Source organism: Nocardioides pinisoli, assembly GCF_024199985.1.
Taxonomy (GTDB): Bacteria; Actinomycetota; Actinomycetes; order Propionibacteriales; family Nocardioidaceae; genus Nocardioides; species Nocardioides pinisoli.
Genome location: NZ_JANARS010000002.1, coordinates 469,971 through 496,541 on the forward strand (window position 1 = coordinate 469,971; position 26,571 = coordinate 496,541).

Consider the following 26,571-nt stretch of genomic DNA (forward strand, 5'->3'; position numbering starts at 1 on the left):
GGACCACTGTGGCCGACCAGCTCATCATCCGGGGCGCCCGGGAGCACAACCTCAAGGACGTCTCCCTCGACCTCCCGCGTGACTCGCTCATCGTCTTCACCGGCTTGTCGGGCTCGGGCAAGTCGAGCCTCGCCTTCGACACGATCTTCGCCGAGGGCCAGCGCCGCTACGTCGAGTCCCTCTCGGCCTACGCGCGCCAGTTCCTCGGTCAGATGGACAAGCCCGACGTCGACTTCATCGAGGGCCTGAGCCCGGCCGTCAGCATCGACCAGAAGTCCACGTCGAAGAACCCGCGCTCGACGGTCGGCACGATCACCGAGGTCTACGACTACCTCCGCCTGCTCTACGCCCGCGCCGGCCGGGCCCACTGCCCGACCTGCGGTGCGCCGATCGAGCGCCAGACCCCGCAGCAGATCGTCGACCGCATCCTCGCGCTGGAGGAGGGTCGCCGCTTCCAGGTGCTGGCACCGGTGATCCGGGGCCGCAAGGGGGAGTACGTCGAGCTGTTCCGCCAGCTCCAGCAGCAGGGCTTCAGCCGGGCGCGCGTCGACGGCCAGACCCACACCCTCGACGACCCGCCGACGCTCGACAAGAAGCTCAAGCACACCATCGAGGTCGTGGTCGACCGCCTCGCGGTCAAGGAGTCGTCCAAGCGCCGCCTGACCGACTCGGTCGAGACCGCGCTCGGCCTCGCCGGCGGCCTCGTGGTCTTCGACTTCGTCGACCTCGACGCCAAGGACCCCGGTCGCGAGATGAAGTTCTCCGAGAAGATGGCGTGCCCCAACGACCACACCATCGACACCGACGACCTCGAGCCCCGCTCGTTCTCCTTCAACTCGCCCTTCGGTGCGTGCACCGTCTGCTCGGGCCTCGGCACCCGGATGGAGGTCGACCCCGAGCTGGTCGTCCCCGACCCCGGCGCCACCCTCGGCGAGGGCGCGATCGCTCCGTGGAGCGGCGCGCACGTGGCCGACTACTTCCTCCGCCTCGTCAACGCGCTCGGCGAGGAGCTCGGCTTCGACCTCAACACCCCGTGGGAGCAGCTGACGCCCAAGGCGCGCACCTCCCTGCTCGAGGGCCACAAGACCAAGGTCCACGTCGTCACCAAGAACCGCTACGGCCGCCAGCGTGCGTACTACGCCGCGTTCGAGGGCGTCCGCCCCTACGTCGAGCGTCGCCACCGCGAGGCCGAGTCCGACACCAGCCGCGAGCGGTTCGAGGGCTTCATGCGCGAGGTGCCCTGCCCGGCCTGCCGCGGCACGCGCCTGAAGCCGGTCTCGGTGTCCGTCACGCTGGGCGCCCGCGACCAGGGCGGCAAGAACATCGCCGAGGTCTGCGCGCTGCCGATCAACGAGGCCGCCCACTACCTCCGCACCGTCGACCTGTCGGTGCGCGAGCGCCAGATCGGCGAGCGGGTGCTGAAGGAGATCCAGGAGCGCCTGCAGTTCCTGCTCGACGTCGGCCTCGACTACCTCTCCCTCGACCGGCCCAGCGGCTCGCTCTCCGGCGGTGAGGCGCAGCGGATCCGCCTCGCCACCCAGATCGGTGCCGGCCTCGTCGGCGTCCTCTACGTCCTCGACGAGCCCTCGATCGGCCTCCACCAGCGCGACAACAAGCGCCTCATCGAGACCCTGCTCCGGCTCAAGGAGCTCGGCAACACACTGATCGTGGTCGAGCACGACGAGGACACCGTCCGGGTCGCCGACTGGGTCGTCGACATCGGTCCCGGTGCCGGCGAGCACGGCGGCCAGGTCGTCCACTCCGGCACGGTCGAGGACCTGCTCACCCACCCGGACTCGATGACGGGCCAATACCTCAGCGGCCGCCGCGAGATCCCGGTCCCCGCGGTGCGCCGTCCGCGCACCAAGGGCCGCGAGCTCACGGTCCACGGCGCCCGCGAGCACAACCTGCAGGACGTCGACGTCAGCTTCCCGCTCGGCGTCTTCACCGCCGTCACCGGCGTCTCGGGTTCGGGCAAGTCGACGCTGGTCAACGACATCCTCTACACGTCCCTGGCCAAGCAGATCTACAACGCCCGCACCGTCCCCGGTCGCCACACCAAGATCACCGGCCTCGAGCACGTCGACAAGGTGATCCACGTCGACCAGTCGCCGATCGGCCGCACCCCGCGCTCCAACCCGGCGACCTACACGGGCGTCTTCGACCACGTCCGCCGGCTCTTCGCCTCCACACCGGAGGCCAAGATGCGCGGCTACCTGCAGGGCCGCTTCTCCTTCAACGTCAAGGGCGGACGCTGCGAGGCGTGCTCCGGCGACGGCACGATCAAGATCGAGATGAACTTCCTGCCGGACGTCTACGTCCCGTGCGAGGTGTGCCACGGCGCCCGCTACAACCGCGAGACGCTCGAGGTCCACTACAAGGGCAAGACCATCGCCGAGGTCCTCGACATGCCGATCGAGGAGGCCGCCGAGTTCTTCGCCGCGGTGCCCGCGATCGCCCGCCACATGAAGACGCTGGAGGAGGTCGGCCTCGGCTACGTCCGCCTCGGGCAGCCCGCGACGACGCTCTCCGGCGGTGAGGCCCAGCGCGTCAAGCTCGCCAGCGAGCTGCAGAAGCGCTCCACCGGCCGCACGGTGTACGTCCTCGACGAGCCGACGACCGGCCTCCACTTCGAGGACATCCGCAAGCTGCTCGGCGTGCTGTCGAGCCTGGTCGACAAGGGCAACTCGGTCCTGGTGATCGAGCACAACCTCGACGTCATCAAGACCGCCGACTGGATCATCGACATGGGTCCGGAGGGCGGCTCGCGCGGCGGCACGGTCGTGGCGGAGGGCACGCCGGAGGAGGTCGCGGCGGTGGCCGAGAGCCACACCGGCTCGTTCCTCGCCCCGATCCTCGAGGGTCGTGGTGCCGAGCAGCCGGGTGCGCCGCGGCGTCAGAAGGTCGTGGCCGCGAAGTCTGCGACGGCGTCGAGGACGACGAAGAAGGCACCGGCGAAGAAGGCACCGGCCAAGAAGACGGCCACGAAGAAGACCGCGGCCAAGAAGTCGCCGGCCAGGAAGAGCGCCGGCGACACGTCCGCCTGATCGGCCATCAGGTTCCTCACAGGTCCGCTGGCTAGGGTCGCCCCATGACCGCCATCAACAGACGTCGCGCCCTCACCGGATCGGCGGCGATCGCCGTCGGTGTCCCCGTCCTCGCCGCCTGCGGGTCCGACGACGGCTCGACGGCCACCGACCCCACGGAGTCCAGCAGCCCGTCGCCGAGCGACGCGTCACCCTCGGAGCCCAGCTCCGACGGCACGCAGACCCCCGGCGCCGGCGCGGCGCTGGCGAGCGCCTCGGCCGTCCCGGTCGGGGGCTGCTTCGTCAACGCCGACGCCAAGGTGGTGGTGACCCAGCCGACCGAGGGCGACTTCAAGGCGTTCTCGGCCGTCTGCACCCACCAGGGTTGCCTCGTGGAGTCGAGCAGCGAGGGCGACATCCCGTGCCCGTGCCACGGCAGCCGCTTCTCCCTCGAGGACGGCTCGCCGGTCAACGGGCCGGCGACGGCTGCCCTGGCCGCGGTCGAGATCACCGTCGACGGCGACTCGATCACCGAGGCCTGACGTTCGCACGCACCTGATGCGTGACCAGGCGGTCTTCGGTGTCGGGGGCCGCCCGTAGGGTTGGCGGGTGGCCAGCCCGAGCTCCTATCGCCCTGCGCCGGGGTCGATCCCGACCAAGCCGGGGGTCTACCGCTTCCGCGACGCCAAGGGCCGCGTCATCTACGTCGGCAAGGCCAAGAGCCTGCGGCCGCGGCTCTCGTCCTACTTCCAGGACATCGGCAACCTCCACCCCCGCACGGCCAGCATGGTCACCACCGGCGCGAGCGTGGAGTGGACCGTCGTCGACACCGAGGTCGAGGCACTCCAGCTGGAGTACAGCTGGATCAAGGAGTTCGACCCGCGCTTCAACGTGAAGTACCGCGACGACAAGTCCTACCCGTGGCTGGCGGTCACGGTCGGCGACGAGTTCCCCCGGGTGATGGTCGGCCGCGGTGCCAAACGCAAGGGCACCCGCTACTTCGGGCCCTACAGCCACGCCTGGGCCATCCGCGAGACCGTCGACCAGCTGCTGCGCGTCTTCCCGATGCGCTCGTGCAGCAACGGCGTCTTCAAGCGCTCGGCGCAGATCGGCCGGCCCTGCCTGCTCGGCTACATCGACAAGTGCGCGGCCCCCTGCGTCGGCAACGTGACGCCCGAGGAGCACCGCGCGATCGTCGACGACTTCTGCGACTTCATGGCCGGCAACACCACCGCCTTCACCCGGCGCATCGAGCGGGAGATGTACGCCGCCTCCGAGGCGCTCGACTTCGAGAAGGCCGCCCGGCTCCGTGACGACCTCGGCGCGCTCACCAAGGCACTGGAGAAGCAGGCGGTGGTGCTCGGCGACGGCACCGACGCCGACGTCATCGCCCTGGCCGAGGACCCGCTCGAGGTCGCTGTCCAGATCTTCTACGTCCGCGGCGGGCGCATCCGCGGCCAGCGGGGCTGGGTCGCCGACCGCTCAGACGACAGCGACACCGCCGGTCTGGTCCAGGAGTTCCTGCTCCAGCTCTACGGCGGCGTCGGCGCGGACGAGGGGGGCGACAGCATCCCGCGCGAGGTGCTGGTGCCGGCCCTGCCGCCCGACCGGGAGGTGCTCGAGCAGCTGCTCACCGAACGACGCGGCAGCAAGGTCGCCATCCGGGTCCCGCAGCGCGGTGACAAGCGCGACCTGCAGCAGACCGTCGCGACCAACGCCGCCCAGGCGCTGGCGCTGCACAAGACCAAGCGGGCCAGCGACCTCACGACCCGCAACCGCGCCCTGGAGGAGATCCAGAAGTCGCTGGACCTCGACGAGGTGCCGCTGCGCATCGAGTGCTACGACGTCTCCAACCTGCAGGGCACCGAGGTCGTCGCCTCCATGGTCGTCTTCGAGGACGGCCTGGCCCGCAAGTCCGAGTACCGGCGCTTCGTCATCCGCGGCGTCGACGGCCAGAACGACGTCGCCTCGATGCACGAGGTGATCACCCGGCGCTTCAAGCGGCTCCTCGACGAGCAGGCCAGGAGCGAGACGGTCTCGACCGACTCCGGGCCGATGCTCGTCGATCCAGAGACGGGACGCCCCCGCAAGTTCGCCTACGCCCCGTCGCTGGTCGTCGTCGACGGCGGGCCGCCCCAGGTGGCAGCGGCCCAGCAGGCGCTCGCCGAGCTCGGCGTCGACGACGTACCGGTGTGCGGGCTGGCCAAGCGGCTCGAGGAGGTGTGGCTGCCGGGGGAGGAGGACCCGGTGATCATGGCCCGCACCAGCGAGGGCCTCTACCTCCTCCAGCGCATCCGCGACGAGGCCCACCGCTTCGCCATCAACCACCACCGCGGCCGGCGGTCCAAGTCGATGGTCGAGAGCGCGCTCGACGACGTCCCCGGCCTGGGCGAGGTGCGGCGCAAGACGCTGCTCAAGCACTTCGGGTCCCTCAAGAAGCTCCGCGAGGCCGACGTCGACCAGATCGCGCTCGTCCCCGGCATCGGGCCGCGCACCGCGTCGGCCATCAAGGACGCCGTCGCGCACGCCGACGCGACCCGCAAGACTGCTCCCAAGGAGCCGACGATCAACACCGCCACCGGCGAGATCCTGGAGGACTGAATGCCCGAGCCGACCCCCGGCGAGCTCGTCATCGTCACCGGCATGACCGGCGCCGGGCGCAGTACGGCGGCCAAGGAGCTGGAGGACCTCGGCTACTTCGTCGTCGACAACCTCCCGCCCACCCTTGTCCGCGACGTCGTCCGGCTCGTCGACGACAGCCGCGGGATCGACCAGCCGATCGCCGTCGTGGTCGACGTCAGGTCCGGCTCGTTCTTCGACTCGCTGCAGGCCAACCGCCACCAGCAGGTGACCGGCCGGCCGACGACCCTGCTGTTCCTCGAGGCGACCGACGACGTGCTGGTGCGGCGCCAGGAGGCCGCGCGCCGGCCGCACCCGCTCCAGGGCGGCGGCCGGCTCCTCCACGGCCTCCAGCGCGAGCGCGGCGTGATGGCCGACATCCGCGGCGACGCCGACGTGCTGCTCGACACCACCAACTTCAACGTCCACCAGCTGCAGGACCGCATCGCCGAGCTGTTCGGCACCGCCGCCTCGACGCGGCTCAAGGTCACCGTCATCAGCTTCGGCTTCAAGTACGGCATCCCGGTCGACGCCGACTGGGTGGCCGACATGCGCTTCCTGCCCAACCCCCACTGGGTCCCCGAGCTGCGCCCGCAGAACGGCCGCGACCCCGACGTGTCGGCGTACGTGCTCTCCCAGCCCGGTGCCGGGCGGTTCCTCGAGCAGTACCTCCCCGTCCTCAGGACCGTCGCCGAGGGCTACCTCACCGAGGGCAAGCGGTTCATGCAGGTCGCCGTCGGCTGCACCGGCGGCAAGCACCGCAGCGTCGCGATGACCGAGGCGATCGCGGGTCTGCTCCGCGACGCCGGCTACGACGTCAGCACCGCCCACCGCGACCTCGGCAGGGAGTGACGTGGCCCGCGACACCGCGCAGGCCGCGGTGGCCCTGGGCGGCGGGCACGGCCTGTTCGCGACCCTGTCGGCGCTGCGGCGGCTCCACGACGACCTCACCATCGACGACCTGACGGCGGTCGTGACCGTCGCCGACAACGGCGGCTCCTCGGGGCGGCTGCGCGGGGAGTTCGGCGTGCTGCCGCCCGGCGACCTGCGGATGGCCCTCGCCGCGCTGTGCGGCGACGACGAGTGGGGCCGCACCTGGGCCGACGTCCTGCAGCACCGGTTCGCCGGCCAGGGGGAGATGAACGGCCACGTCGTCGGAAACCTGCTGATCGTCGGGCTCTGGGAGCTCATGGGGGAGCCGGTGCGGGCCCTCGACTGGGTCGGGCGGCTGCTGGGCGCCCACGGTCGCGTGCTGCCGATGGCGACCACGCCGATGGACATCACCGCGCGGGTGCGCGGCGTCGAGGAGGACGACCCCGCGGCCGTCACCGTCGTACGCGGTCAGGTCGAGGTGGCCACGACCGCCGGGCGCATCGAGTCGGTCGCCCTCGTCCCGGAGGACCCGCAGGCCTGCGCCGAGGCGGTCGACGCCATCCTCGCCGCCGAGTGGGTCGTGCTCGGCCCGGGGTCGTGGTTCAGCTCGGTGATCCCGCACCTGATGGTGCCCGGCCTGCGCCGGGCGCTGGCCGAGACCGCGGGCCGGCTCGTCGTCGTGCTCAACCTCGAGGCGCAAGCGGGGGAGACGACCGGCTTCGGCCCCGTCGACCACCTGGCAGCGCTCTTCGAGCACGCCCCCGACCTCACCGTCCACGCGGTGCTCGTGGACGCGTCCGCGCTGGCCGACGACCACGAGCGGCTCGAGCGTGAGGTCGCCGCTCGCGGGGCCCGTCTGGTGGTCGCCGACATCGCGGTCCCGGGTGAGCCGCGCCACGATCCGGACCGCTTGGCGGAGGCGTTCCGGCAGGTCGTGGACGAGGCCTGAGTCACGCCCACGGGTGAGGCCCGACCGAAGCCGTCGAGGGTCGTTGACCTACGTGGCAGGATGCGCCCCATGGCTATGACGGCACAGGTGAAGGCAGAGCTCGCCTCCACCCAGATCACCAAGACCTGCTGCCGCAAGGCCGAGGTGGCGTCCATGCTCCGCTTCGCCGGCGGCCTGCACATCGTCAGCGGCCGCATCGTCGTCGAGGCCGAGCTCGACACCGGCGCCGCGGCGCGCCGGCTGCGTACGGACATCGCCGAGGTCTACGGCCACCCGTCCGACGTGGTGATGGTCCAGGGCAACGGGATCCGCAAGGGCAGCCGCTACATCGTGCGCGTCACCAAGGACGGCGAGGCGCTCGCACGCCAGACCGGCCTGCTCGACCAGCGCGGCCGCCCCGTGCGGGGGCTTCCGCCGGCGGTGGTCAGCGGCGGCGGGTGCGACGCCGTGGCCGCGTGGCGCGGTGCCTTCCTCGCCCACGGCTCGCTCACCGAGCCCGGCCGCTCGTCTTCGCTGGAGATCACCTGCCCCGGCCCCGAGGCCGCGCTCGCCATCGTCGGCGTCGCCCGTCGCCTCGGCATCTCCGCCAAGGCGCGCGAGGTGCGTGGCGTGGACCGCGTGGTGATCCGTGACGGCGACGCGATCGGCGCGCTGCTCACCCGGCTCGGCGCCCACGAGTCGCTGATGGCGTGGGAGGAGCGCCGGATGCGCCGCGAGGTGCGCGCCACCGCCAACCGGCTCGCCAACTTCGACGACGCCAACCTCCGCCGCTCGGCGCGCGCCGCCGTGGCCGCCGGCGCGCGCGTCGAGCGGGCCCTGGAGATCCTCGGCGAGGAGATCCCCGACCACCTGCGCCAGGCCGGACACCTGCGCCTGGAGCACAAGCAGGCCTCGCTCGAGGAGCTGGGCCAGCTGCACGAGCCGGTCCTCACCAAGGACGCCATCGCCGGCCGGATCCGCCGTCTGCTGGCGATGGCCGACAAGCGCGCCGAGGAGCTGGGCATCCCCGACACCGAGTCGTCGCTGACCCCGGAGATGCTGGCCGAGGACGCCTGAGGCGACGGGGTCGCTAGCGCGCCTTCTCGCGGAGCGAGGCGCCGCGGGCACGTCGTACGGTCGCCCAGGCGCTCAGCAGCGCCACGGTGCCGAGCAGGACGGCCACGACCAGCGCGGTCGCGCTCAGGAGCGCGGGGTCGACCCGAGCGACGACCCGCGGCCACGACGCCTCCTCGACCTGCCCGAGGGTGATGCGGCCCAGCACGATGAGCTGGGCGGCCGCCCCGGCCAGCAGGCCCGCGACGGCCGCGGCGCCGAGCACCACGACCTGCTCCACGCCGACCGCCAGCAGAACGGAGCGGCGTCGTACGCCGACGACGCTGAGCGCCGCGGCGTCCATCCGGCGCCCCGGCAGCTGGATCGCCGTGGTGACCACGAGCCCGGCCACCGCCATCAGCAGCACGAGGACCGCGGCGACGAGGTAGAGGCGGAGGGCGAGGGCGTACGCCGTGCCATCGAGCCGCTCGCGCTCCTGGGCGTGCAGGCGCTCGACCGCCAGCCCCCGGCGCGCGAGCTCGGTCGAGATCCGTTCGGGGGTGTCCGCCGCGGCCAGGACCCGGACCTCGAACTCCTCCTCGTAGACCGTCCGGTTGGTCGTGAGGACGGCGTAGTCGATCAGCACGCCCTCGGGGCCCAGGAAGGGGACGCTCTCCGCGACGAGCGCGGCCTCCGACGGCGGGGGACCACCGACCGTGGAGGTCGCGGCACCGGCGGCGACGCGACCGAGCCGGTCGACGGCCTCGCGCCCGGCCACCACGGGGCGCAGCCCGCCGGTTCCGGACGTGAGGCCGGCCTTGCCGCTGCCCTCGGCGGTGACGACGAGTCCCGTCGCGGTGACGTCGACCTCCTGCGCGGCCTGGGTGATGCCCGCGTCGACGAGCTGCCAGTCGCCCTCGGTGAGGACCTCGGACGCCGGGCGGTCGTCGACCGCCAGTGGGCCGACGGCGTAGTCCCCGGCGAGCTCCGTGGGCAGGCCGGCCGGTCCGGCGAGGGCGAGGCCCTCGACGGTGCAGCCCTTGTCGCAGGGGACGCGTTCGGTGGCGGTGGACGTGCCGGCCGCGAAGGGTCCCACGTAGGCGTTGAAGTCGTTCCCGCCGGAGGTGCGCAGCCGCATCTCGACCGTGACCTCGCCGGCGTCCCGGGGCACGGTGAGGTCGAGGCGCAGGCGGGTGCCGGTGAGCGCGGGCGGGGACGGACGGGTGATGAGGCCGACCACGTCGTCGACGCTGCGACCGGGCGTCCACGACGGGTCCCACAGCGAGGCGGTGGGCAGCCGGGGCGCGTCGGCGACGACGTACACGCCGTCCTGGGCGTTCCAGGTGCCGGTGGCCATGAGCCAGCGGCCGTCGGGGTCGAGGCGGCGGGTGAGCGCCACGGCCTCGCGCATCGGCAGCTCGCTCGACCAGACCGTGCTGGCCGGGGCCTGCGTGGCGGCGACGCTGCCCCGCCACGCGGCGGCCGCGTCGAAGGTGCCGGCGCCGAAGGTGACGACGGCGATGGCGATGGTCAGGGGGAGCACGACCAACGTGCCGACCGCGCGCCGCGCGACCGCCCGGACCGCCAGGAAGCCGGCGACGCCGCGTGCCGGGCGCCGGGCGAGCGCTCGTGCGGCCGCGCGCGCCCCACCGGCCGCACCGAGGCCCAGCACGGCCGCGATCAGCAGCGGCAGCGCGAGGTCCGCCGCGTCGGTGGCACCGCCCGAGGGGCGGGTGAGGGCGGCCACGACGAGGACGACGGTCAGTGCCACGAGCGCCACCGACCCCAGCACCGCGAGACGACCCGCCGGGCGGGGGCGGGCCTGGCCGCTCAGCTGGTCGGCGAGGCTGCGGGCGAGCACCGCGCGCGTCGAGACGACGCAGACCGCGACCGCGCAGGCGACGACCGCGGCGCAGGCGACCACGACGTAGGGCGGCAGCGGCACCGGCACGCCGGCCGGCAACCAGGAGCGCACCAGGGCCCAGGTGAGTGCCGCCCCGCCCGCGATGCCGACCGGCACCGCCAGGACGACGAGGAGGAGCGGCTCGCTCAGCGCGAGCAGCCAGGTCCGGCGTCGGTCGGCGCCCCGGAGCGAGGCCAGGGCGAGGTCGGGGACGCGCAGCTCGCCGGCCGCCGAGGTGAGGCGGCTGAGGAGGGCCAGGGCGACGAGGACGAGGGAGACCACGGCCGGCGCCACGGCGAGGAGCGCCGCCCGGCGCTCGCGGTCGACGTCGGCGACGATGCCGTCGAGGTCGTTGTTGGAGATCTCGGCGGCGGTGCCGACCTCGAGCTGCTGGGGGGCCGGGTCCGCGGCGGCGCGCCGGGCCAGCGCCGGCAGCTCGGCGGCGTCGAGGTCCGCCGGCACGTCGATGCGGCTGTCCACCCGTACGACGAGCAGGCTCGGGGGGAGCCCGGCGAGCTGCTCGGGGGCGACGAGGTACGGCGCCGGCTGGCGGGGGACCTCCGTGCCCGTGCGCACCGTCGCCGGGACCGACGCCAGCCGGCCCGGCTCGAACCAGAAGTCCTCGAGCGCCTCCCGCCTGTCGGCGGCGACCGTCGGACCCGACGGGTAGGCATACGTGCCGACGAGGGTCAGCGTGCCGAACCGTCCGCCCAGGTCGATGCGGTCGCCGAGCTCGTGGCCGTCCTCCTCCGCGTCGCCGGCGAGCACCGCCACCTCACCCGGCGCGGAGGGGCAGCGTCCCTCCAGGTCGAGGTGGGTGCAGGCGTCCGGCTTCGCCAGCAGCATCACCTCGCCGAGGAAGCGCGAGACGAGCACGCGTGAGGTCTCGAGCTGGGCCGTCGGGGCGTGCTGGTCCTCGGGCAGGACGAGCTGCGCGAGCGTGTCGTCGAGCAGCGCGGCGGGGTCGTCGGTGGAGCCGCTCGGCCGGACCTCCCACGTGCGCCCCGTCAGCACGTTGCGCTCCTCGGCGAGGCGGGTGACGGCGTACGCGTTGCCGACGGCCGCGGCGAAGGACGGGCCGAGCACGGCGGAGCCCAGCGCCACGACCAGCAGGAGGAGGGTGCCGACCGACAGCAGGGCGCGGGACCGCAGTCCGTCGAGCGCCACACGGATCACGTCGTGACCTCCTCGCGCAGCCGGGCGGGCAGGCTCGCCCGCTCGGGGACGCGGTCGGTCCACCAGGTGGTGACGCCGGCGAGCGCCGTCGCGACCGCTCCCGCCAGGAGGATCGCGAGCGGGCGGGGGCCGGTGTCGAGGGGGAGCTGCCCCGGCCCGGCCGCCAGCACGGGAAGGGCGTCGGAGAGGGACACGACGACCAGCAGCGTCGCCGCGACGGTCGCCAGCCCGGACGCCAGGGCCACCACGACCAGCCCGTGGCGGTCGGCGGCGCGTTGGTCGGCGCGGCGGACGCCCACCAGACGGAGGACCGCCCGCTCGTGGGTGCGCTCGCGTCGCGTCCTCGCGGCCGGCAGGACGATGGCGAGCAGGCCCAGCAGCGCGCCCCCGGCGGCCAGCAGTGCGAACCTGTCCGCCACGCCGTCGTCGGCGGCACGGACGACCTCCCGCGACAGCTCGGAACCCGGTCGGGGCGTGCCGACCCGGGCCAGCACGTCGGCCGGGGTGCCGCCGTGGGCGAGCACCAGGAGCTCGGCGCGCGCCACCGTGCCGGTGCCCATGACGGAGGAGGTGGCCAGGTCGAGCACCGAGCCCGCGGCGCCCACGACGGGCAGCGCGTCGGCGGTCGCCAGGACGCGGGCCGGCCGCGCCATGCCGGCCGTCGTCGGGGCCTCCGGCCCGTCGGGCCACACGACGGTGTCCGTCGCGAGGACCGGTACCGACCAGGGCGACCGGTCGGTGACGAGGTAGCTGGTGCCGGCGCTGCTCGGCCGGACGCGGAGGCGCTCCGGGGCGGCGGTGACCTCACCCGGGGGCCGGTCGTCGGGCTCGTCGAGCGTCCACGGGCGGGCCAGCAGGTCGAGACCGCCGAGGTCGAGCTCGCTGAACGTCAGCGGGGGACGCTGGCAGCGGGGCTGGGCCCACCTGTCGGCGCCGCACGGGAAGCCGATCGCGACCTCGAGGCCGGTCACCCGGCAGCCGGTCTCGCAGCGGACGAGGTCGGCGGACACGGTGGTCGCCCGGCCCGGCTCCGGGCGGGCGAAGACGGTCTGGCGACCCACCCCGGACGGACTGACGGTCAGCACGTCGAGGCGCAGGGCACGGGGACGGGGGCCGCCGAGCGTCAGGCGCGCGGTCAGGCGCCGTCCGCTGCTGGTGGGCTCGGGCTCCGTCGCGGCGGCCTCGGTGCCCAGGTCGCCGACCAGCGCGGAGCCGCGGGCGGCGACGGTCCCGTCGAGGTCGTCGCCCACCACCTGCTCGTAGCGCTCGGTGTCGAGGTAGACCCGACGCGACACCGGTCGGTCGTCCTCGAAGACCCGGATCGCCGCCATCAGCCAGCGGCCCTCCGGATCGGCCTCGCGGGTCGCCTCGACCAGCGCCTCGGCCGAGCCGTCGTACGTCACCACGAGCGGTGTCGGCGACGTGACCACGGCGGTGTCGCGGGCCCAGTCGTCGACCGCCAGCGCGGTGTTGACGGCGCAGCCGAGGAGCACGGCGGACCCGACCAGCACCGGCAGGCCGGCCGAGGCGCGCGGGAGCGCGAGCCGGTGGCCGGCGAGCGAGGGACCGAGCCCGGGGCGCTGCGCGAGCCGGCGGGCGAGCAGCCGCACCGCCGCTGTGGTCAGCAGCCCCGCGGCGAGACCCACCACGGCCGGCGCGGTGAAGGCCCACACGTCCGGCGCGGTCGAGGAGCGGCGCAGGAGCGCGACGACAGCCGCCACCGCGACGACTACCGGCACCAGCGCCGCGAGCGTGCCGGCGTTGCGGGCCCGCTCCGCGGCGCCGGGACGGAGGAGGTCGGTGAGCGGCCCGCGCACCGCGACCACCATGGCCGTCACCACGGTGACCGTGGCGGCAAGCCACACGGCGGCCGTCAACCCCGCGGAGGCGGACCCGGCGCCGAGGGCCAGCGGCACCGCCGTGCCGGCCAGGCCGCCGAGGACGGCGCTCAGGAGCGGCTCGGCGACGAGGGCGGTCACCCAGCCGACGCCCCTCCGGCCGTGCAGTCGCAGCAGCGCGGCCTCCTGCCGGCGGGCCGCGCCGAGGGCCAGGCCGGCGCCGGGCAGCACCCCGGCCGCCAGGAGGACCAGCGGGGCGAGCAGCGCAGGCCTCCCGCCCCCGTCGGCGAGCACGGTCGCCGCGGTGACCAGGGCGATCGCAGCGGCCAGGGGCAGGTGGGTGCCCCGCCGGGCCCACCACCCGGCCACGAGCCGCGAGGTCATGCGAGTCGGCCCTCGTCGATCGCCACGTGGTGGTCGGCCAGCTCCACGATGGCCGGGTCGTGCGTCGCGATCACGACGACGCAGCCGCGCTCGGCCTCTGCGCGCAGTGCGTCGAGGACGACGGAGACGTTGCCCTGGTCGAGCTCGCTGGTCGGCTCGTCGGCGAGCAGCACCGGGGCGCCCACGACCAGGCCCCGGGCGCAGGCCACGCGCTGCAGCTGGCCGCCGGACAGCTCCTCGACCTGTCGGTCGCCGAGGTCGGCGATGTCGAAGCGGGCCAGCGCCGCCTCCGCGCGGTCGGAGGCGTCGGTCCACGACGTCCCGCGCGCCCGGAGGGCGATGGCGACGTTCTCGCGCGCCGACAGGATCGGGACCAGGCCGTAGACCTGGAGCACGAACGCGATCTCCGGGGGCGGGTCGCCGTCTCCCTGCCACGTGGGGCGACCGTCGTAGGTCGCGGTGCCGGTGCTGGGGGCGACGAGGCCGCCGGCGATCGAGAGCATCGTCGTCTTGCCCGACCCGCTCGGCCCCGACAGCGCCGTGACGCGTCCGGCGGGGAACGTGACCGACACGTCGTCGAGCAGCAGCGGCCCGGGCTGGTAGCTGACGTGGTCGAGGACCAGGTCGCCCGTCCCGGCGCTCATCGCAGGCCGTCCCGCGGGATGCCGGTCTCGTCGGCCGGGTGCGTGATGACGATCCGTCGTGGCTCGGCCTCGACGCGGACGAGCGTCCCGGCCGGCCACTGGGTGGTGACGTGGGACGGCAGGTGGAGGACGCCCTCGCTGCCGATGACGGCGTACTCGGCGCCGTGGTGACCCTCCGAGCCGACCCGGCCGCCCTTCATCGTGACCGTGCGGGGGAAGGTCGCCGCGACCTCCGGCTGGTGGGTGACGACCACGACGGTGGTGCCGAAGTCGCGGTTGAGGTCGTGGAGCAGCCCGACCACGGCGTCACGGTCGGCGTGGGAGAGCTGGCTGGTGGGCTCGTCGGCGAGGAGCAGGCCGGGTGTGGTGGCCACGGCGCACGCGAGCGCGAGGCGCTGCCGCTGGCCTCCCGACATCGTGCTCACCACCTGGTCGGCCTGGTCGGTCAGCCCCATTCGGTCGAGCAGGTCGTTGACGCCCGGAGCGCGGTCGGCCTCCTCGGCCGTCATCCCGACCCGGGCGAACTCGATGTTGCGTCGTGCCGTCGTGTAGGGGAGGAGGTTGCGCGTCGCCCCCTGCAGCATCGTCGCCACCCGCCGGGCGCGGAGCCGCGCCAGGTGGCGCTCGCCCATGCGCGAGATGTCGTCGTCACCGAGGAGGATCCGGCCTGCGCTGGGCCGCTGGATGCCGCCGAGCAGCGCGAGGAGGGTGGACTTGCCCGAGCCGCTCGGGCCGAGGAACGCGACCCGCTCGCCCGGGGCGATCTCGAGGTCGACGCCCTGCAGGGCGACGACGTCGTGCCCCTCGAAGGTCCGGTAGAGGTGCACCACGCCTGAGCACCGGACGCCGATGCCACCCCCGTCCTGCACCGAAACCCCCTGCTAGCCGTCTCGTCGGATCGCCACCCGGCCGACCCGGAGTGCTGGGACATCATGCACCGGTCGCCGCGGACGTGGATGCGGCGACGCTCTTGGATCGATCCAAAGTTACTGGTCCGTACCGCGGGCGACCTCGGGTCGCGGGCCGTGGCGCACCCGCTAGGGTCGGAGGTGGTCACCAAAGGCCGCAGCTGTCGACGGGGGTCACCGAAGGCCCCCACACCAAGGAGGCATCATGACTGTCCGCGTAGGCATCAACGGCTTCGGCCGCATCGGTCGCAACTTCTTCCGCGCCGTGCGCGCCTCGGGCGCCGACATCGAGATCGTCGGCGTCAACGACCTGACCGACAACGCGTCGCTGGCCAACCTGCTCAAGTTCGACTCGATCCTGGGCCGGCTCGACGCCGACGTGTCCAGCGACGACACGTCGATCAAGGTCGGCGACCAGACCATCGCCGCGTTCGCCGAGCGCGACCCGTCCGCCCTCAAGTGGGGCGAGATCGGTGCCGACGTGGTCGTCGAGTCCACCGGCTTCTTCACCGACGCGACCAAGGCCAAGGCCCACGTCGACGCGGGCGCCAAGAAGGTCATCATCTCCGCGCCCGCCTCCAACGAGGACATCACCATCGTGATGGGCGTCAACCACGAGCTCTACGACCCCTCGGCCCACACCGTCATCTCCAACGCCTCGTGCACCACCAACTGCCTGGCCCCGATGGCCAAGGCGCTGCACGACGGCCTCGGCATCAACAAGGGCCTGATGACGACCATCCACGCCTACACCGCCGACCAGAACCTCCAGGACAACATCCACAAGGACCCGCGTCGCGCCCGCGCCGCCGCGCTCAACATGGTGCCGACCTCGACCGGTGCGGCGAAGGCCATCGGCCTGGTGCTGCCCGAGCTCAAGGGCAAGCTCGACGGCTACGCGATGCGCGTCCCGGTGCCCACCGGCTCCGCCACCGACCTGACCTTCGAGGCCAGCCGCGAGACGTCGGTCGACGAGGTCAACGAGATCGTCAAGGCCGCCGCCGACGGTCGCTACCTCCGCTACTCGACCGACCCGCTGGTCTCCACCGACATCGTCACCGACCCGGCGTCCTGCATCTTCGACGCGCCGCTCACCAAGGTCATCGGCAACCAGGTCAAGGTCCTCGGCTGGTACGACAACGAGTGGGGCTACTCCAACCGCCTCGCCGACCTGATCACCCACGTCGGCACCTCGCTCTGACCCCGATGGCCGAGACCACTGCTGGCATCGAGTCTCTCGGTGACCTGAGGGGCAAGCGCGTCCTGGTCCGCTCGGACCTCAACGTGCCCCTCGACGGCACCACCATCACCGACGACGGTCGGATCCGCGCGAGCGTGCCGACCATCACGCAGCTCTCCGAGGCGGGTGCCCGGGTGGTCGTCACCGCTCACCTGGGCCGCCCAAAGGGCGAGCCCGACCCGAAGTACTCCCTCGAGCCGGTCGCCGGTCGCCTATCCGAGCTGCTCGGGCGACCGGTCGCGTTCGCGACCGACACCGTCGGCGCGAGCGCGTCGGAGACGGTCGCCGGGCTGGAGGACGGTGACGTCGCCCTCCTGGAGAACGTCCGCTTCAACGACGGTGAGACCAGCAAGGACGACGAGGTCCGCGGCGCGTTCGCCGACCAGCTCGCCCAGCTGGCCGACGCCTTCGTCTCCGACGGCTTCGGGGTCGTGCACCGCAAGCAGGCGAGTGTGTACGACGTCGCGCTGCGGCTACCGTCGGCCATGGGCGGGCTCGTGGCGGCGGAGGTCGACGTGCTGCGGCGCCTCACCGAGGAGCCGGAGCGGCCCTACGTGGTCGTCCTGGGCGGCTCGAAGGTCTCCGACAAGCTCGGGGTCATCGACAACCTCATCGACAAGGCCGACAAGCTGCTCATCGGCGGCGGCATGGTGTTCACCTTCCTCAAGGCCCAGGGCCACGAGGTCGGCAAGAGCCTGCTCGAGGCCGATCAGCTCGACACTTGCACCCGCTACCTCAGCGAGGCCGCGGACCGCGGCGTCGAGATCCTGCTGCCGACCGACGTCGTGGTCGACACGGCGTTCCCGTCGGACGACCGCGAGCCGCAGCCGTCCGTCGTACCCGCCTCGGAGATCCCGGCCGACGCCCTCGGCCTCGACATCGGGCCCGAGTCGGCCGCCGCCTTCGCGGCGGCGCTGGCCGACGCGCGGACCGTCTTCTGGAACGGCCCGATGGGCGTGTTCGAGACCGACGCCTTCGCAGCGGGCACGCGTGCCGTCGCGCAGGCGCTCACCGAGGTCACGACGTCGGGGGGCCTGTCCGTCGTCGGCGGCGGCGACTCCGCCGCCGCCGTGCGCCAGCTCGGCTTCGACGAGGCCGCGTTCGGGCACATCTCCACCGGCGGTGGCGCGTCGCTGGAGTTCCTGGAGGGCAAGGAGCTCCCGGGCATCGCCGTACTCGAGAGGGGCTGACCGTGGCCGAGAGCAAGACGAGCCGCACGCCGCTGATGGCGGGCAACTGGAAGATGAACCTCAACCACCAGGAAGCGGTGGTGCTGGTCCAGAAGCTCGCCTGGACGCTGTCCGACAAGCGCCACGACTTCGGCAAGGTCGAGGTCGTCGTCGTGCCGCCGTTCACCGACCTCCGCTCGGTGCAGACGCTGGTCGACGGCGACCGCCTGTCGATCCGCTACGGCGCGCAGGACGTCTCCGTCCACGACAACGGCGCCTACACCGGCGAGATCTCCGCGGCGATGCTGTCCAAGCTGGGCTGCTCCTACGTCGTGGTCGGCCACAGCGAGCGCCGGATGTACCACAACGAGTCCGACGAGCTCGTCAACGGCAAGGCCCACAAGGCCCTCGGCGCCGGGATGACGCCCATCGTCTGCGTGGGCGAGGGGCTCGACGTCCGCCAGGCCGGCGAGCATGTGCCCTTCACGCTCACGCAGCTCGACGGCTCGCTGGACGGCTTCACCGCCGAGCAGGTCGCGGGCCTCGTGGTCGCCTACGAGCCCGTCTGGGCCATCGGGACGGGCGAGGTGGCGACTCCCGACGACGCGCAGGAGGTCTGCGCGGCGATCCGCGGTCGCATCCGTGAGGTGCACGGCGACGGTGCCGCCGACGGCGTACGCGTGCTCTACGGCGGGTCGGTCAAGGCCGCCAACGTCGGCGGGATCATGGAGAAGGCCGACGTCGACGGGTGCCTCGTCGGGGGTGCCAGCCTGCAGGTCGATGAGTTCGGCGGCATCTGCCGATTCCACGACATGCCGGTCCTGTGAGGCGCTCTCCGGTTCGTCCGAGGTGTGACGTAGGCTTCCGCTCGTGATTACGGCCTTCACCATCCTGCTCGTCCTGACGAGCGCGATCATGATTCTGCTGGTGCTCCTCCACAAGGGGCGCGGAGGCGGTCTGTCCGACATGTTCGGCGGCGGCGTCAGCAGCAGTCTGGGGGGATCGTCGGTGGCTGAGCGCAACCTCGACCGGTTCACGATCGGGGTCGGCGTCATCTGGTTTGCCTGTGTCATCGCCCTGGGCCTGCTCATGGCCTACCAGGGCAACTGAACCCCCTAAGCGTTTCTGAGAAGGAGTCGTCATGGCTGGTGCTGGGAACGCGATCCGCGGTAGTCGGGTCGGTGCCGGGCCGATGGGCGAGGCCGAGCGCGGCGAGGCCGCGCCACGGCAGGCGGTCACCTACTTCTGCAGCCACGACCACCGGTCGGTCGTGACCTTCGCGATCGAGGCCGCGGTGCCCGACTCGTGGGACTGCCCCAAGTGCGGGCTGCCGGCGAGCCTCGACTCGGAGAACCCGCCCCCGGCGCCCAAGATCGAGCCCTACAAGACGCACCTCGCCTACGTGAAGGAGCGGCGGAGCGAGACCGAGGCGGCCGACATCCTCGACGAGGCCGTCGCCCTCCTGCGCAGCCGCCGCAAGGCCGGCGAGATCATCTTCTGACCGGGCACTTCCTCGCGCTGGAAGGTGCTGACCGGGCACTTCCTCGCGCTGCAAGGCGCTGACCGGGCACTTCCTCGCGCTGCAAGGCGCTGACCGGGCACTTCCTCGCGTTGGAACGCGCCGACCGGGCACTTCGTCGCGCTGGTACGCGCCGCTGTGGATGACGGACTGCACGACGTCGGCGATCCCGGCAGGCTCGCTGCATGCCGCTGCTGCCCACCTGGTGTCGCGACGTCGCGCTTCTCGATGCCGCTGCTCCCATCCCGATAGACCGTCCCTTCACGGCGAGCGAGGCGGAAGCCTTCGGCGTGCCGGCCAGCCTGCGCCACAAGCTGGTCTGCCGCGGGCTCCTCCGCCCGCTCGTCCGCGGGGTGTTCGTGGCAGCCCAGGTCCCTGATTCACTGCGCCTGCGCGTGTCGGCGATCAGCCTGGTGGTACCTGCGCACGTCATCGTCGTCGATCGCACAGCGGCGTGGGTGCACGGCGTGGACGCCTTGCCGAGGAGCGCCATCCACTCCATGCCGTCGCTCGACCTGTTCAGCGCCAACGCCAGCCGCATGCGCCGGTCTGGAGTGACGAGCGGCATCCGAGACCTGGCCGCGCGCGACGTCGAGGAGGTCGGCTCGTTGCGCATCACCACCCCGCTGCGGACGGCCTGCGACCTCGGTCGCCTGCTGTGGAGGTACGACGCCCTCGGCGCGATCGACGGGTTCCTGCGTCTCGGCGTCGATCACGCGGAGCTGCTGACCGAGATCGACCGGTTCAAGGGCCATCGGGGCGTGGTGCAGCTGCGGCGCCTCGCACCGCTGGCCGACGCGGGGGCGGAGTCCCCACCAGAGAGCGCGCTCCGGCTGCACTGGCACGAGTCCGGGATCCCGGTGCCGCCGCAGACGCAGATCTGGGAGCACGCCGACGATGGCACACCGCTGTACCGAATCGATCTCGGCAGCGTCGAGGTCCGATATGGCGCTGAGTACTTCGGTGAGGCATTCCACGGCGACGACGTCGAGGAGCTCGACGAGGCTCGACTCGCATGGTTGGCCTCCCACCGCATGTGGGCGATGGACGTGTTCGTGCGGGACGACGTCTACGGCAGGGACCTGGGCGCGGGTGACCGCCTGTGGCGCGGGTTCGCGGCTGCGCGGGCGTCGTACGCCGTCCGCAGCGCGACGGTCATCGATCTCGCCCGCTGACCCACGCGAGGAAGTGCCCGGTGGGCGTGCGCCAGCGCGAGGAAGTGCCCGGTCAGCGTGCGCCAGCGCGAGGAAGTGCCCGGTCAGCGTGCACTAGCGCGAGGAAGTGCCCGGTCGGCGTGTCAGAGGGCGGAGGCGGCGGCCTCGTCAAGCCACCAGACGGTCTCGTCACCGCGTACGCCGCGGGCGGGCGTCTCGGTCACCGAACCGTCGTCGGCCAGGGCGCGCGCGACGGCCTCGGCCTTGCCCTCGCCGCTGGCGATGAACCACACCGCGCGGCAGCGCTCCATGGCCTCGAAGGTGAGGCTGACCCGGTCGGGCGGTGGCTTGGGGGAGTCGTGGACGGCGACGGCAATCGCGTCGCCCGCCTCGAGCGCGGGATGGCCGGGGAACAGGGACGCGCAGTGCCCGTCGGGACCGATGCCCAGCATCAGCACCTCGAAGAATCCCACGCCGTGCTCGCGCATCGCCTCGCTGTAGGCAGCGGCGGCGTCCTCCGCGGTCGCCACCTCGTCGCTCGCCGGGACCTCGTGGACGTTGGCCGGGTCGACGGGGACGTGGTCGAGGAGCGACTCGCGCGCCTGGCGGGCGTTGCGGTCGGGGGAGTCGGCAGGCACGAAGCGCTCGTCTCCCCACCAGAAGACCACCCGGGACCAGTCGACGGCGGAGTCGGGGGCGCGGCGGGCGAGCTCGCGGTGCAGCTCTTCGGCGATGCTGCCCCCGGTGAGGCCGATCTGCGGCACCTCGCCGCGGGCCTGCGCGGCCTCGAGCCGGTCGAGGAGGGCGGAGGCGACGTCGCCGACGAGGACGTCGGCGTCGTCGTGGCGGCGGACGTGGACGTCGGTCACTTCGTGCTCCTCATCTTGACCAGGTGGGCGGTGACCTCGGCGTAGACGTCGTCCTCGTCGAGGCGGCGCAGCTCCTCCGCCAGCAGCGCCGGCACCTCCCGGCGCTTGAGCGCGACCGGTCGGTCGGGGCGGTTGGGCGAGGTGAACGTCGCGAGCCGGCCGTCGGCCCGCGCGATGCGGATGGGGCCCTCCTTGGTGTCCATGCTGACCTCGGTGATGCCGGGGCCGTCGGAGGTGCCGCGGGCGACGTCGACCTTGAGGCGGTCGCTGAGCCAGGCCACGAGGAGGTCGGCGCTCGGGCTGACCCGCTCGGCGGTGACCTTGGCCCCGGTCACCTTGAGCGGGTGCTGGTCCAACGCAGCCGCGAGGAGGGCACGCCAGGGCGTGAGCCGGGTCCAGCTCAGGTCGGTGTTGCCGGGCGCGTAGGTGCGGCACTGGTTGAGCATCGCGGTGGCCTTGCCGCGCGGGACGGCGGAGGAGTCGGTGATGCGCCGCTGCGCCAGCGCGCCGAGGGGGTCGGTGGCGGGATCGGTCGGTGCGGACGTCGGCCACCAGATCGCGACGGGGGAGTCCGGCAGGAGCAGTGGCAGCACCACCGACTCGGCGTGCTTGACCACCTCGCCCTTGAGCCGGATGAGGGCGGTCTCACCGCCCCAGCCGTCGCCGCTGCCGACCTGGGCGTTGACCTGGCCGGCGCCGCGGGCGTCACCGAGGATTACGCCGAGGACGCGCGAGGGGTGCTCGCGCGAGGCCCGCTTGGCGGCGGCCATCGCCTCGACCGCGTCCTCCTCCGGGGCGACGATGACCAGGGTCATCACCATGCCCATCGCCGGGCTGCCCGCGCGGGTGCGTGACCGGATGAACTCGGCGGCGATCTTGGACGAGTTGGTGTCGGTGAGCTCGATCATCTCGGGTTCCCCTCGACGGTGTGGGCGGACGGAGCGGGGCGCACGGCGGCGTGGTCAGACATCAGGGCCGCCGCCAGGTGCGGCCGTCGCGCGCCAGCATCTTGTCGGCGGACGACGGGCCCCAGGTGCCGGAGTCGTAGGGCTCGGGCTTGCCCTTCTTCGCCCAGTGGGCCATGACCGGGTCGAGGATCTTCCACGAGAGCTCGACCTCCTCGTGCCGCGGGAACAGCGGCGGGTCGCCGAGCAGCACGTCGAGGATGAGGCGTTCGTAGGCCTCGGCGCTGGCCTCGGTGAAGGAGCCGCCGTAGGCGAAGTCCATGTTGACGTCGCGGATCTCCATGGCGGTGCCGGGCACCTTCGAGCCAAAGCGCATCGTCATGCCCTCGTCGGGCTGCACCCGGATCACGAGCGCGTTCTGGGACAGGTCCTCGGTCGCGGTCTGCGAGAACGGCAGGTGGGGAGCCCTCTTGAACACGATGGCCACCTCGGTCACCCGCCGGCCCAGGCGCTTGCCGGTGCGGAGGTAGAACGGCACGCCGGCCCAGCGGCGGGTCTCGACGTTGACGGTGATCGCGGCGTAGGTCTCGGTCGTCGAGGTCTTCTTGATGCCGTCCTCGTCGAGGAACCCCTGCACCTTCTCGCCGCCCGCCCACCCGGCGGTGTACTGGCCACGGGCGGTGGTGGTGTCGAGGCGCGGCGGGAGGGTCGCCGAGGCGAGGACCTTCTGCTTCTCGATGCGCAGGCTCTCGGCGTCGAACGCGACCGGCTCCTCCATGGCCACCAGCGCCATCAGCTGGAGGAGGTGGTTCTGGATGACGTCGCGGGCAGCGCCGATGCCGTCGTAGTAGCCGGCACGGCCGCCGATGCCGATGTCCTCGGCCATCGTGATCTGCACGTGGTCGACGTAGTTGGCGTTCCAGATCGGCTCGAACATGTTGTTGGCGAAGCGCATCGCCAGGATGTTCTGGACCGTCTCCTTGCCGAGGTAGTGGTCGATCCGGAAGACCGAGCCGGACGGGAACACCCGGTCGAGGATGTGGTTGAGCTCGCGCGCCGACTCCAGGTCGTGGCCGAACGGCTTCTCCACCACCACGCGGCGCCACTGGTCGGGTCCGGGGTCGGCGAGGCCGTGCTCCTTGAGCTGGCCCACGACGGTGCCGAAGAACGACGGCGGGATCGCGAGGTAGAAGGCCATGTTGCCGCCGGTGCCGCGCAGCTGGTCGAGCTCCTCGACGGTGCGTCGCAGCTGCTCGAACGCGGCGTCGTCGTCGAAGTCGCCGGACACGAAGCGGAAGCCCTCGGACAGCTGGTTCCAGACCTCCTCGCGGAACGGCGTACGCGCGTGCTCCTTGACGGCGTCGTGGACGATCTGGGCGAAGTCCTGGTCGGCCCAGTCCCGTCGCGCGAAGCCCACCAGGCTGAAGCCCGGCGGCAGCAGGCCGCGGTTGGCGAGGTCGTAGATCGCGGGCATGACCTTCTTGCGCGACAGGTCGCCGGTGACGCCGAAGAGCACCATGCCGCAGGGGCCCGCGATCCGCGGGAGCCGGCGGTCCTGCGGGTCACGCAGCGGGTTGGCGTGCATCATCGGCCTCGGTTCTCCTGGTAGTAGCGGATCAGCGACTGCGTGGACGGGTCCTGCTCGGCGGCCACGGACGCGTCACCGGAGATCGCCGGTCGCAGCTCCTGGGCCAGCTGCTTGCCGAGCTCGACACCCCACTGGTCGAAGCTGTCGATGCCCCACACGGCGCCCTGGACGAAGGTGATGTGCTCGTAGAGGGCGATCAGCTGCCCGAGCACCGACGGCGTGAGCGCCGGGGCCATGATCGAGGTGGTCGGGCGGTTGCCCGGGAAGGTCCGCGCCGGGACCAGCTCGTCGGCCACGCCCTCGGCGCGCACCTCGTCGGCGGTCCGGCCCAGGGCGAGCGCCCTGGTCTGGGCCAGGAAGTTGGCCAGCAGCAGCTCGTGGACGTCGACCTCGCCGTCGTCGGTGCGGTCGGTGAGGTCGTACGCCGGTCGCGCGAAGGCGATGAAGTCGGCCGGGACGAGGCGGGTGCCCTGGTGGATGAGCTGGTAGAAGGCGTGCTGGCCGTTGGTGCCGGGCTCACCCCAGAAGACCTCGCCGGTGTCGTAGCCCACGGCCTCGCCGTCCCAGCGCACGCCCTTGCCGTTGGACTCCATGGTCAGCTGCTGGAGGTAGGCCGGGAAGCGGTGCAGCAGCTGCGCGTAGGGCAGCACGGCGTGGGTGTGGGCGTCGAGGAAGTTGGTGTACCAGACGTTGAGCAGGCCCATCCGCAGCGGGACGTTGGACTCCGGCGGTGCGGTGCGGAAGTGCTCGTCCATCGCGTGGAACCCGGCGAGCAGCTCGGCGAAGCGCTCCGGCCCGACGGCGACGACGAGCGAGAGCCCGATCGCCGAGTCCATCGAGTAGCGGCCGCCGACCCAGTCCCAGAAGCCGAAGGCGTTGTCGGGGTCGATGCCGAAGTCGGCGACCTTGTCGAGCGCGGTGGACACGGCGACGAAGTGCTGGGCGACCGCGGCGTCCCTGTCGGCGCCGGACGGCAGGTGCTCGAGGAGCCACGCCCGGCAGAGCCGGGCGTTGGTGAGCGTCTCCAGGGTCCCGAAGGTCTTGCTGGAGACGATGAAGAGCGTCGTCTCGGGGTCGAGCCCCGACAGCGTCTGCCCGGCGTCGGTCGGGTCGATGTTGCTGATGAAGCGGCACTCCAGCCCGTCCTGGCGGTAGGGCTCGAGCGCCTCGTAGGCCATCACCGGCCCGAGGTCGGACCCGCCGATGCCGATGTTGACGACCGTCTCGATGCGCTTGCCCGTCACGCCGGTCCACTCGCCCGACCGCACGCGCTCGGCGAAGGCGTAGACCCGGTCGAGCACCTCGTGCACGTCGGCCACCACGTCCTGCCCGTCGACGACCAGCGTCGCGTCGGCGGGCATCCGCAGCGCCGTGTGGAGCACGGCGCGGTCCTCGGTGACGTTGATGTGCTCGCCCGCCAGCATCGCGTCGCGGCGTCCGGCCACGTCGACCTGCTCGGCGAGCGCGAGGAGCGCCGCCTCCACGTCACCGTCGACGAGGTTCTTCGACAGGTCGACGTGGAGGTCGGCGGCGGTGAGGGTGTGGCGGTCGACCCACTCCGGCGTCAGCGTGGTGCGCAGGTCGGGCTCGTACGACGTCGCGAGCGCGTCGAGCCGCGCCCACGCCTCGGTCGTGGTGGGATCAGCCGCACTCATGCCCGCGCGGCCTCGAGAGACTTCCCGAGCGTGGTCTGCAGCTCGTCCCAGGCGACGACGAACTTCTCGACGCCCTCCTTGATGAGGACCTGGATGACGTCGTCGTAGTCGATGCCCGCGTCGGCCAGCGCCTTCATGTGCGCCGCTGCGTCGTCGTAGAAGGGACGCACCCGGTCGCCGCGGACCTCGCCGTGGTCGGCGACCGCCTCGAGGGTCTTCTGCGGCATGGTGTTGACGGTGTCCTCGACGACGAGGTCGACGACGTACATCGTGTCGTCGTAGTCGGGGTTCTTCACGCCCGTCGAGGCCCACAGCGGCCGCTGCTTGCGCGCACCCTTGGCCTCGAGTGCCTCCCAGCGCTCACCGCGGAAGAACTCCTCGTACATCTGGAAGGCCAGCCGCGCGTTGGCGACGCCGGCCTTGCCCCGCAGGTCGGGGTCGGTGCCCGGACCGTCGGTCATCGCCTCGAGGCGCTTGTCGATCTCGGTGTCGACCCGCGAGACGAAGAAGGAGGCCACGGAGTGGATGTCGGCGAGGTCGTGGCCGTTGTCGGCGGCCTTCTCGAGCCCGGCGACGTAGGCCTCCATGACGTTGCGGTACTGCTCGAGGCCGAAGATCAGCGTCACGTTGACGGAGATGCCGGCCGCGATGGTCTCCGTGATGGCCGGCCACCCCTCCTTCGTGCCGGGGATCTTGATGAGGAGGTTGGGCTGGTCGACGATCCGCCAGAGCTCGGCGGCCTCCTTGACCGTCTCCTCGGTGTCGTGGGCGAACCCGGGGGACACCTCGATCGAGACCCGCCCGTCGACCCCGTCGGTGGCGTCGAAGACCGGTCGCATGACCGTGCAGGCGTCGCGCACGTCGTCGGTGGTGATGACCTGGGTGGCCTTGTCGACGTCGGCGCCCGCGGCCGCGAGCTCGCGGACCTGCGGGTCGTAGCGCTCGCCGTCGGCCAGGGCGGTCTGGAAGATGGCCGGATTGGACGTGACGCCCACGACGTGGCTGTTCTTCACCAGGTCGGCCAGGTTGCCGGTCTCCAGTCGTTCGCGGGAGAGGTCGTCGAGCCAGATGGACACCCCGGCGTCAGCCAGGGCCTTGAGACGATCGTTCATTCGTGCCT

The 26,571-nt window shown here is 72.6% G+C and carries 21 protein-coding genes; 12 read left to right on the forward strand and 9 right to left on the reverse strand.

Annotated elements, in window-relative coordinates:
* Window positions 1-8 precede the first annotated feature (8 nt).
* The 6 genes from uvrA (at window position 9) to whiA (ending at window position 8,523) form a co-directional block, all read left to right on the forward strand.
* Entirely contained in the window at window positions 9-3,047 is a 3,039-nt protein-coding gene (gene uvrA / locus NCI01_RS06360) for an excinuclease ABC subunit UvrA (protein ID WP_254180627.1), read from the forward strand.
* Between the two features lie 44 nt (window positions 3,048-3,091).
* Window positions 3,092-3,568: a Rieske (2Fe-2S) protein gene (locus tag NCI01_RS06365; protein WP_254180628.1), complete on the forward strand. Its 477-nt coding sequence runs from the start codon at window positions 3,092-3,094 to the stop codon at window positions 3,566-3,568.
* A 67-nt stretch (window positions 3,569-3,635) separates the two neighbouring features.
* Window positions 3,636-5,627: an excinuclease ABC subunit UvrC gene (gene uvrC, locus NCI01_RS06370; RefSeq protein ID WP_254180629.1), complete on the forward strand. Its 1,992-nt coding sequence runs from the start codon at window positions 3,636-3,638 to the stop codon at window positions 5,625-5,627.
* Window positions 5,628-6,497: an RNase adapter RapZ gene (rapZ, locus tag NCI01_RS06375; RefSeq protein ID WP_254180630.1), complete on the forward strand. Its 870-nt coding sequence runs from the start codon at window positions 5,628-5,630 to the stop codon at window positions 6,495-6,497.
* Between the two features lies 1 nt (window position 6,498).
* Window positions 6,499-7,467: a gluconeogenesis factor YvcK family protein gene (locus NCI01_RS06380; protein ID WP_254180631.1), complete on the forward strand. Its 969-nt coding sequence runs from the start codon at window positions 6,499-6,501 to the stop codon at window positions 7,465-7,467.
* 69 nt (window positions 7,468-7,536) lie between these two features.
* Window positions 7,537-8,523, forward strand: a complete 987-nt coding sequence (gene whiA / locus NCI01_RS06385; RefSeq protein WP_254180632.1) for a DNA-binding protein WhiA — start codon at window positions 7,537-7,539, stop codon at window positions 8,521-8,523.
* Between the two features lie 13 nt (window positions 8,524-8,536).
* On the opposite strand, the gene NCI01_RS06390 is transcribed toward whiA, so the two are convergent.
* Genes NCI01_RS06390 through NCI01_RS06405 form a run of 4 tightly spaced genes read right to left on the reverse strand, consistent with a single transcriptional unit; the run spans window position 8,537 to window position 15,313 of the window.
* Window positions 8,537-11,578 carry an FtsX-like permease family protein gene (locus NCI01_RS06390; RefSeq protein WP_254180633.1) on the reverse strand — a complete coding sequence of 1,014 codons (3,042 nt, stop codon included), beginning with the start codon at window positions 11,576-11,578 and terminating at the stop codon, window positions 8,537-8,539.
* Window positions 11,575-13,800, reverse strand: coding sequence for a hypothetical protein (locus tag NCI01_RS06395; protein ID WP_254180634.1), 2,226 nt, complete (start codon window positions 13,798-13,800; stop codon window positions 11,575-11,577). Before NCI01_RS06395 ends, NCI01_RS06390 begins: the two co-directional genes overlap by 4 nt.
* Entirely contained in the window at window positions 13,797-14,444 is a 648-nt protein-coding gene (locus NCI01_RS06400) for an ABC transporter ATP-binding protein (protein WP_254180635.1), read from the reverse strand. Before NCI01_RS06400 ends, NCI01_RS06395 begins: the two co-directional genes overlap by 4 nt.
* Window positions 14,441-15,313, reverse strand: a complete 873-nt coding sequence (locus tag NCI01_RS06405; RefSeq protein WP_254180636.1) for an ABC transporter ATP-binding protein — start codon at window positions 15,311-15,313, stop codon at window positions 14,441-14,443. Before NCI01_RS06405 ends, NCI01_RS06400 begins: the two co-directional genes overlap by 4 nt.
* A 244-nt stretch (window positions 15,314-15,557) precedes the next feature.
* On the opposite strand from NCI01_RS06405, the gene gap reads away from it, so the two are divergent.
* The 6 genes from gap (at window position 15,558) to NCI01_RS06435 (ending at window position 20,455) form a co-directional block, all read left to right on the forward strand.
* On the forward strand, window positions 15,558-16,553 hold the full coding sequence (gap, locus tag NCI01_RS06410; protein WP_254180637.1) for a type I glyceraldehyde-3-phosphate dehydrogenase: 996 nt from the start codon (window positions 15,558-15,560) through the stop codon (window positions 16,551-16,553).
* A gap of 5 nt (window positions 16,554-16,558) precedes the next feature.
* Entirely contained in the window at window positions 16,559-17,782 is a 1,224-nt protein-coding gene (locus tag NCI01_RS06415) for a phosphoglycerate kinase (RefSeq protein WP_254180638.1), read from the forward strand.
* A 35-nt stretch (window positions 17,783-17,817) separates the two neighbouring features.
* The gene (gene tpiA, locus NCI01_RS06420) at window positions 17,818-18,588 is read left to right on the forward strand and encodes a triose-phosphate isomerase (protein WP_254180780.1); all 771 of its coding nucleotides are present in this window, start codon (window positions 17,818-17,820) and stop codon (window positions 18,586-18,588) included.
* A gap of 43 nt (window positions 18,589-18,631) precedes the next feature.
* The gene (gene secG / locus NCI01_RS06425) at window positions 18,632-18,871 is read left to right on the forward strand and encodes a preprotein translocase subunit SecG (RefSeq protein ID WP_254180639.1); all 240 of its coding nucleotides are present in this window, start codon (window positions 18,632-18,634) and stop codon (window positions 18,869-18,871) included.
* 31 nt (window positions 18,872-18,902) lie between these two features.
* Window positions 18,903-19,262 carry an RNA polymerase-binding protein RbpA gene (locus NCI01_RS06430; protein WP_254180640.1) on the forward strand — a complete coding sequence of 120 codons (360 nt, stop codon included), beginning with the start codon at window positions 18,903-18,905 and terminating at the stop codon, window positions 19,260-19,262.
* 203 nt (window positions 19,263-19,465) lie between these two features.
* Complete coding sequence (locus tag NCI01_RS06435; RefSeq protein ID WP_254180641.1) at window positions 19,466-20,455, forward strand: type IV toxin-antitoxin system AbiEi family antitoxin; 990 nt, start codon at window positions 19,466-19,468, stop codon at window positions 20,453-20,455.
* 122 nt (window positions 20,456-20,577) lie between these two features.
* Here NCI01_RS06435 and pgl read toward each other — a convergent pair whose 3' ends face one another.
* The 5 genes from pgl to tal form a co-directional block, all read right to left on the reverse strand.
* Window positions 20,578-21,303, reverse strand: a complete 726-nt coding sequence (gene pgl, locus NCI01_RS06440) for a 6-phosphogluconolactonase (protein ID WP_254180642.1) — start codon at window positions 21,301-21,303, stop codon at window positions 20,578-20,580.
* Complete coding sequence (locus NCI01_RS06445; RefSeq protein ID WP_254180643.1) at window positions 21,300-22,211, reverse strand: glucose-6-phosphate dehydrogenase assembly protein OpcA; 912 nt, start codon at window positions 22,209-22,211, stop codon at window positions 21,300-21,302. Before NCI01_RS06445 ends, pgl begins: the two co-directional genes overlap by 4 nt.
* Window positions 22,212-22,272: 61 nt before the next feature.
* A complete protein-coding gene (gene zwf, locus NCI01_RS06450) occupies window positions 22,273-23,793 on the reverse strand; it encodes a glucose-6-phosphate dehydrogenase (RefSeq protein WP_254180781.1) in 1,521 nt (506 codons plus the stop codon).
* A complete protein-coding gene (gene pgi, locus NCI01_RS06455; RefSeq protein ID WP_254180644.1) occupies window positions 23,793-25,451 on the reverse strand; it encodes a glucose-6-phosphate isomerase in 1,659 nt (552 codons plus the stop codon). Before pgi ends, zwf begins: the two co-directional genes overlap by 1 nt.
* Window positions 25,448-26,563 carry a transaldolase gene (gene tal, locus NCI01_RS06460; protein WP_254180645.1) on the reverse strand — a complete coding sequence of 372 codons (1,116 nt, stop codon included), beginning with the start codon at window positions 26,561-26,563 and terminating at the stop codon, window positions 25,448-25,450. Before tal ends, pgi begins: the two co-directional genes overlap by 4 nt.
* Window positions 26,564-26,571 lie beyond the last annotated feature (8 nt).